A 7684-nucleotide genomic window follows, 5' to 3' on the forward strand; every position below is an offset into this window, starting at 1 on the left:
GCAGCCCACTTTCGTGACTGTGCTGCAGCCGGGGAATCGGTGATCTACCCAGTAATGGGTAAGAAAAGAGATCTGGCCGTCTTGCACATCCTGTTTCCAGCGCTCCAATTCAGGTCGTCGGATTCCGAATGCCATCTTCTGCCCCCTTCACCACTTCCTTGTATTTGGCATCCCATTCAGGGGCCACTTTCGCCAGTGGAACGGGACGGAAGCTGTCTTTTTTCACCACAACATGCTCAGAGGTCGCTTTTGCAGCGAGTGTGCCATCCTCGTGGAGCACTTCGTAGCCATATGTCGTCCGCAAGCGGCCATGAGACTCCACCCAGGTCTTGACGCGTGCTTTCTGCCCGTAGCGCAGCGCTGCTTTGTATTGGATGGAGATATCCGTCACCGGGGACAAGAATCCTTGCGATTCCATGCCGGCATACGTAAACCCGAGATCCTCGATCAATTGGGTGCGCCCGAGCTCGAGCCAGATCAAGTAATTGGCGTGATAGACGACGCCCATCTGGTCCGTTTCCGCGTAGCGGATCTCAATTTCTTTATCACTTATGTACATTTTCCTTCACCTCTCCTCTAGTATACAGGACATGCCTTGCGATCAAAAAGCACAAGGCCCTGAAGCTGTGTTTCTCGCAGCTTGCGAGATCCTTTTCGGATGATTCTTCCCAAAATAAAAAGGCCGCCCGAAGGCAGCCTTTTTATTTTTTATGCTTCTAGCAATTTGTTGCGGAGCACCATTTGCAGGATGCCGCCGTGACGGAAGTAGTCGACTTCCACTTCAGAATCGAAGCGTGCGAGGACTTTGAATTCCGTTACTTTGCCATCTTCAGCAGTAGCTGTGACCGTCAGTACGTCGCGCGGTTTCACATCGTCGGACAAGTTGACGCTAATCGTTTCGTGGCCTGTCAGACCAAGGGAATCAGCGCTTTCGCCGTTGACGAATTGAAGCGGCAAGACGCCCATCATCACAAGGTTCGAACGGTGGATACGCTCATAGCTTTCCGCGATGACTGTTTTGACGCCTAGAAGGAATGTTCCTTTAGCAGCCCAGTCACGGGAAGAGCCCATGCCGTAATCTTTACCGGCTAGAACCACAAGGCCAGTGCCTTGCTGTTGATACTTCATGCATGCATCATAGATCGGCATAACTTCGCCAGTCGGCCAGAATGTCGTGAAGCCGCCAGTAGTGCCTGGTGCGACTTGGTTACGGATGCGGATGTTGGCGAACGTACCACGCATCATGACTTCGTGGTTACCGCGACGGGAGCCGTAAGAGTTGAAATTACGCGGCTCAACGCCGTTTTCACGCAAGTACAATCCAGCTGGTGTATCTTTGCCGATTGCGCCTGCCGGTGAAATGTGGTCCGTCGTGATTGAATCAGCGAATTTCGCCATGACACGAAGGCCAGATAGCGGCTGGATCGGTGCCGGTTCTTTCGACATGCCTGTGAAGAATGGCGGGTTTTGGATATACGTAGAGTTGTCATCGAATGCATACAAGGAATCGTCGTTTGTTTCGATGGCATTCCACTCTGCGTTTTCAGTGAAGACATGCTCGTACTCTTTACGGAACAATTCAGGCGTTACCGTGTTGTGCACGACGTCTTTCACTTCTTCAGTTGAAGGCCAGATGTCTTTGAAGAATACATCGTTGCCGTCTTGGTCTTGACCGATTGGGTCCACTTCAAAGTCGATATCCACTGTACCGGCAAGTGCATAAGCTACAACAAGCATCGGGGATGCCAAGTAGTTTGCTTTCACAAGCGGATGGATGCGTCCTTCAAAGTTACGGTTACCGGACAATACGGATGAAACGAGCAAGTCGTTTTCAACGATCGCTTCTTCGATTTCAGGAAGGAGCGGGCCGGAGTTACCGATACATGTTGTACAGCCGTAACCGACCAAGTTGAATCCGATTTGGTTCATGTAGTCAAGAAGGCCAGAATCGCTCAAGTAGCCTGTAACGACTTTCGAACCTGGTGCCAGTGACGTTTTCACGTATGGCGGCGGCGTCAAGCCTTTTTCAACTGCTTTTTTCGCAACCAATCCAGCACCGAGCATAACGTACGGGTTGGATGTGTTTGTACAAGACGTAATCGCAGCGATCGCCAAAGCGCCAGTGTTCATTTCAGCTGTTTTGCCGTCGTTGAATTTAACGGTCGCTGTTTTGTTGATTTCGTTTTGATCCAACGCGAAGCCGTGCGGGCCTTCCGGAGCGGTAATTGCCGTGTTGAATTCTTTTTTCATTTGCGACAATGGAATCAAATCTTGTGGGCGTTTCGGGCCGGACAAGTTCGGTTCAATTGTCGTCAAGTCGATTTCGACGAGGTCCGTGTAGATCGGATCTTCGTTGTCGACAGTAAAGAACATATCGTTCGCTTTTAAGTATTCTTTTGTGACAGCGATTTGCTCTTCTGTACGGGCAGTCAAACGCATGTAAGTCAATGCTTCTTCATCCACTGGGAAGAATCCGCAAGTTGCTCCGTATTCCGGTGCCATGTTGGCGATCGTTGCACGGTCTGCAAGCGGCAATGTCGTAACGCCAGGGCCGAAGAACTCGACAAATTTGCCGACTACGCCTTTTTTACGCAAAGTTTCAGTGACTTTGAGTGCCAAATCCGTCGCAGTTGCGCCGTTTGGCAGTTCGCCAGTCATTTTCACGCCGATAACTTCAGGAATCGGGAAGTATGAAGGCTGTCCGAGCATGCCTGCTTCCGCTTCGATTCCGCCGACGCCCCATCCAAGAACGCCGATCCCGTTGATCATTGTCGTGTGGGAATCCGTACCGACAAGTGTATCCGGGAAGGCTTCGAATGTGCCATCTTCGTTTGGAAGAGCGTGGACAACATTCGCCAAGTACTCAAGGTTTACTTGGTGGACAATACCTGTTGCTGGTGGAACTGCACGGTAGTTGTCGTATGCTTTTTGTGCCCAGTTTAGGAACTGGTAACGCTCTGCATTGCGTTCGAACTCAAATTCCATGTTCGCGCGCAGTGCATCTTCAGTGCCGTAACGGTCAACTTGTACCGAGTGGTCAATGACCAAATCAACCGGAATTTCCGGGTTAATTTTGTCCGGGTCGCCGCCCATTTCAGCCATTGCTGAACGAAGCGCCGCCAAGTCGACAACTACCGGTACGCCGGTGAAGTCTTGAAGGATGACACGGGAAGGTTTGAATGGAACTTCAGCTTCTTTGTTCGCGTCTTTGCCCCATTTTGCTAGTTCTTCTACATGTTCGTCTTTGATGACATATCCGTCGTGCTGACGCAATACGGATTCCAATAGTACTTTTACAGAGTACGGAAGGCGAGATACTTTCGCGATCCCCGCTTCTTCGAGTGCTGCGAGACGATAATAATTATACGTCTTGCCGTTAAGCTCGAACGACGTGCGGCTGTTGTGCAAACTGCTCTTTGCCATAATCGTGTTCCTCCTTTAAATCTTCTGAAAAGGCGTGTTACCGCGTCTTTTCTCCTCTTCCATCATACCGAAACAATGTGCATAAGTAAATTACATTAAAATTATACATTTCGATAAGTTTTCCTAATGACTATTTCTTTTTCTCATCGATTTTACTTAAGGTCTCTTCCAGTTGAGCCAAGTGGCGTTTCTCATGATAGCCGATAAATGGGAACCATTGGACGAGCGGCACATCGCCGAAAACAGGATGCGGCATGGAATTGTTCTCTAGCGTCTCTTCATCGGTATGCGTGTAGACTTCATACAGGCGGTTTCTAGAGGTGTTCAACTTCTCTTTCATTTCTTCTAACGTGAAAAACCTGTCCTCTGGCACCGTATGATTGGGCGCATCGACTTTCAATTTGCGGCTGACTGAGACTTGAATTGGTTTCTTCATCGCTTTTTTTCGTTGATTCTTCTCCGCTGTCTTAGCAACGCCCGCTGTAATCGCCTCCTCCATCTTATGTAGATGATCCAAAATCTGCATGGCAGACCATTCGTTCTCTGACGGTTTTTCATTCAGCGCCTGGTCATCGTATGGTTCGACTTTCTTCAAGATCGTATGGCGGATTCTTGCATTTTCTTCGTTTTGCAATTGCTGCACCTCATTTCTATTTCCCATTATCTTTCTTTATACCCTCTTTGTCGATTATCATTCGTTTTTTCATCTCCATTTTGAGCTTCTTGTTGGCTTGTTTTGATTTTTTCATAATACCCTTAAGTAGTTTGTTACTTATGAATGAATAAAGGACTTTTTCAGTCATTTCCTTGTGCCACAAGGGAAAGTGCGTTCTATTCTGCCTAAAAACTGGTACAATGAATAAAACCTAGTTAGAGAGGTGAATGTCCATGCCATACGGTTATGAAAAATACAGATTGGATAACGGCATCAGCCCCAACACGGTTGTCCACGAAGTCCAATTGATCCGCGCGCTTTTTGCCTTTTTGCGAAAGACCTATAAAAAATCGGTGGAACCTCATGAAATCCGCCCCTCCGACATCCAACAATTCCTATTGGAACAAAAAGAAGCTGGCATCAAAGACAGCACCTTGAACCGCAAATTGATCTACATCCGCCGCTGGTTCGATTATATGTGGCAGATCGGCAAGATCCCGAATGACTTCATGCCGAAGTTCAAATTAAACCACAAGCTTGATTTAAAACCCCACGACATCGAAGTCGACTACGGCCATCTTTTGGAAAAGAAACCGGACGTGTTGAAGTCCGCGAAACTGCCGCTCAATGCCAAACTGCTCTATGTCTTCTATTTAAGAGGGTTGCGCCTTCGCGATATGGTGACGATCGACATCGATAATTTCTTGAATGACGCAGCTGGCCTCCATCTGGACGTCGAAAAGAAAGACGGCTACCATTGCACGCTGCATTTTGATGAACACGAAGAAGCAGTGATGGAACAAGGGATCGAACGGGCGAAAACGCGCGGCACTTCCTTTTTGCTATCGTCGAAAGTAAAAGACCAATTCACCAATTTTCAGATGGGCTCGCTATCCGACTACACGGAAGCACTTGCCGAATTTGTCGGCGCCCCGATGCGTTCGGGTGACATCCGCTTTGCCTACGTCCACCATTTGTATGCGGTCGAACACAAGAATCTGGAGGAGATTCAGGAAATCCTCGGCGTCTCCCTCGAATCCGCTTCCCGCATGCTGAAGGATTCGCTCGTGCGTATGAAACGCCAAGCCCATCCGCCCGCATAAAAATCCACCCGCTCCAGTTGGAACGGGTGGATTTTTATCGATTCGTTTTAATTTTCGTATGCTGCCTTTCCGTTTATGCGCCTGTTAGGCCAAAAAACCAAAATCGAGCGCAAAGCTGAAAATGATGAGTGTGTGGATGACCGTGAACCACAGCCCTTGTTTGTTGAGTTTTTCCAAGTTTTCATATTGCATGGAACACACCCCTTTTCTGTTTTGTTTATTATAATTAGTTTTCAGAATATTGGCAAGATATTTAACTGCAACATTCTCGCTCATTTTCACATTCGTTAACAGTGCGTATGGAAACAGGTATACTAGAAAAAACAGGAGGCGATTGAAATGAAAAAAGCATTGCTGGTAGTGGATTATACAGTGGATTTTGTCGCGGAAGACGGCGCGTTGACATGCGGTGCCCCGGGGCAGGAAATCGAGGAAGCGGTGTGCTTCATTACGGAACAGTTCATTGAAAACGGCGATTTTGTGGTCATGCCTGTGGACTTACACGAAGAAAATGACCCCTATCATCCTGAAACCAAGCTGTTTCCGCCCCATAACATCAAAGGGACGGATGGCCGCAAGTTATACGGTCGTCTCCAGGATGTATACGACCGCCATCACGAGAATATCGTCTGGATGGATAAAACCCGCTATAGTGCGTTTGCCGGGACACGCCTTGAACTGATGTTGCGGGAACGCAGTATCGAAGAAGTGCATATCATCGGTGTCTGCACAGACATCTGCGTATTGCATACGGCGATTGATGCCTATAATGAAGGATTCCAAATTGTCATCCACGAACAGGCCGTCGCAAGTTTCGATGATGCTGGCCACCGCTATGCCATGCGGCACTTTGAAACTATTTTAGGCGCCCAAATACGATAATTTTTACTGTTCCATGTTTTAAAAGTCCTGAATGTGGTTATACCTAGAGTGTAGCACTCATAACAATAAAACATTTTGAAGGAGCTGGAAAAATCATGGGAATCATTTTATATCTAATTATGGGCGGTATCATCGGTTGGCTAGCCGGCCTAATCCTCGGGAAAGACATTCCTGGCGGCATCATCGGTAACATCATTGCAGGTATCATCGGTGCATGGCTAGGCGGCTTGCTCCTAGGAGACATGGGGCCAGTAATCTGGGACGTAGCAATCATCCCAGCATTGATCGGCGCATTGATCTTCGTCTTCGTACTCAGCTTGATCCTTGGATCAATGAACAAAGGACGCAAACGCGCATAAAACACACACAGAAAAAAGAGTGGACTTCGGTCCACTCTTTTTTTATGAATTATTATACTGTTCTTCAAAGCGCCCGTAATAATGAAGGATGTCTTCTACGTATTCATCGCTATGGTTGTAACGGTAAATCGCCCGCTCCAAGTCCCCTTCTGCCGCACCATTTTGCGCCAGGTAATTGGCGGCGCTGTGGAGTGCGTCTTCCAAGTTGTACGGGTCAGCTAAACCATCACCATTGGCATCCACGCCGTAGCCCCCGTATTTCGCGATCACTTCCGGGTTGGTCTTGTCCGCTTGCGGAATTTCTCCTTGCCCTTGGCCGGAACAAGTCGGGTGGCTCCAGCCAACGAATGTGCAAGGCATGAATTGCATATGCCCTTCTGCCCCTACAGGTGACAGCAATGGATCCATCGTCGAAAATTTCGTTTCGATGCGGTGATGGGCAGCCAATAGCGTCCACGGAATCTCATAGCGATCGGCTGCTTCCTGGTAAAGCGCAATGTTTTCTTCCGGAAACGGCACTTCAAACACGCGGTCCTGTCCTTTTTGCACCGTTTCTTTGACGGTGTCGCCGTAATACGAATACGCCACTACAGCGAGGAGCGTAAACGCCACGATCGCTGCCGGAACAAAGGCCAATAACAAGAGGAACCGGAAAACAAGCGAAGATTTTTTTCGTTTTTTCTGTTTCATATGTTCACACCTATAGTTTCATTTGCCTCAGTTTACCACAGCCGCCCCGCCTTTGCCTGTTTGTCGCGAGCAATCGGCACAGCCTGAGGAAGGAGAATAATTATTCGAGGAGAATATGTATAATGAGAATTGGAAGGAGGGATAGCTTATGTGGGAAGATTTTAAGAAATTCGCTTTAAAAGGGAATGTGCTGGATTTGGCAGTGGCGGTGGTCATCGGAGCCGCATTCGGAAAGATTGTCACCTCGCTTGTCGAAGATATCATCATGCCTGGGGTAGGAATTTTACTCGGTGGATTCAGTGTCGAAGATTTGACTTATACATTTAATGGGGCCGAACTCCGCTATGGCGCATTCACGCAATCCGTCATCGACTTTTTCATCATTGCGTTCTCTATATTCACGGTGATTCGTTTATTTACACGCATGAAACGCCAAAAAGATGTGCCGGCGGAAGAAGAACCGGAAGTGCTCGATAAGAAAGAAGAGCTATTGATCGAAATTCGCGATCTTTTGTCAAAAGAAAAAACCGGCCAATGACCGGTTTCCCTTCAGCTGCCGAGTCTATCGGCAG

The 7684-nt window shown here is 48.1% G+C and carries 8 protein-coding genes; 4 read left to right on the top strand and 4 right to left on the bottom strand.

Features of this window, described 5'->3' with window-relative positions; genetic code table 11:
* Positions 1-109: 109 nt before the first annotated feature.
* From ON064_RS15755 to ON064_RS15765, 3 genes are all read right to left on the bottom strand, one after another.
* Positions 110-559 (bottom strand): acyl-CoA thioesterase, encoded by a 450-nt coding sequence (locus ON064_RS15755; RefSeq protein ID WP_274625515.1) that lies wholly within the window; start codon positions 557-559, stop codon positions 110-112.
* A gap of 149 nt (positions 560-708) precedes the next feature.
* Complete coding sequence (gene acnA / locus ON064_RS15760) at positions 709-3423, bottom strand: aconitate hydratase AcnA (RefSeq protein WP_274625516.1); 2715 nt, start codon at positions 3421-3423, stop codon at positions 709-711.
* 130 nt (positions 3424-3553) lie between these two features.
* On the bottom strand, positions 3554-4057 hold the full coding sequence (locus ON064_RS15765) for a DinB family protein (RefSeq protein ID WP_274625517.1): 504 nt from the start codon (positions 4055-4057) through the stop codon (positions 3554-3556).
* Positions 4058-4311: 254 nt separating this feature from the next.
* On the opposite strand from ON064_RS15765, the gene ON064_RS15770 reads away from it, so the two are divergent.
* The 3 genes from ON064_RS15770 to ON064_RS15780 all read left to right on the top strand — a co-directional run bounded on the left by ON064_RS15770 (position 4312) and on the right by ON064_RS15780 (position 6422).
* Positions 4312-5181, top strand: coding sequence for a site-specific integrase (locus ON064_RS15770; RefSeq protein WP_274625518.1), 870 nt, complete (start codon positions 4312-4314; stop codon positions 5179-5181).
* A 339-nt stretch (positions 5182-5520) separates the two neighbouring features.
* Complete coding sequence (locus tag ON064_RS15775) at positions 5521-6063, top strand: cysteine hydrolase family protein (protein WP_121299700.1); 543 nt, start codon at positions 5521-5523, stop codon at positions 6061-6063.
* Between the two features lie 95 nt (positions 6064-6158).
* The gene (locus ON064_RS15780) at positions 6159-6422 is read left to right on the top strand and encodes a GlsB/YeaQ/YmgE family stress response membrane protein (protein ID WP_068869160.1); all 264 of its coding nucleotides are present in this window, start codon (positions 6159-6161) and stop codon (positions 6420-6422) included.
* Between the two features lie 42 nt (positions 6423-6464).
* On the opposite strand, the gene ON064_RS15785 is transcribed toward ON064_RS15780, so the two are convergent.
* On the bottom strand, positions 6465-7112 hold the full coding sequence (locus ON064_RS15785) for a lytic transglycosylase domain-containing protein (protein WP_274625519.1): 648 nt from the start codon (positions 7110-7112) through the stop codon (positions 6465-6467).
* Between the two features lie 148 nt (positions 7113-7260).
* Here ON064_RS15785 and mscL point away from each other — a divergent pair, with 148 nt between their 5' ends.
* Positions 7261-7650, top strand: coding sequence for a large conductance mechanosensitive channel protein MscL (mscL, locus tag ON064_RS15790; RefSeq protein WP_274625520.1), 390 nt, complete (start codon positions 7261-7263; stop codon positions 7648-7650).
* The last annotated feature ends 34 nt before the right edge of the window (positions 7651-7684 follow it).

This window comes from Planococcus sp. A6, assembly GCF_028823615.1.
Classification (GTDB): Bacteria; Bacillota; Bacilli; order Bacillales_A; family Planococcaceae; genus Planococcus.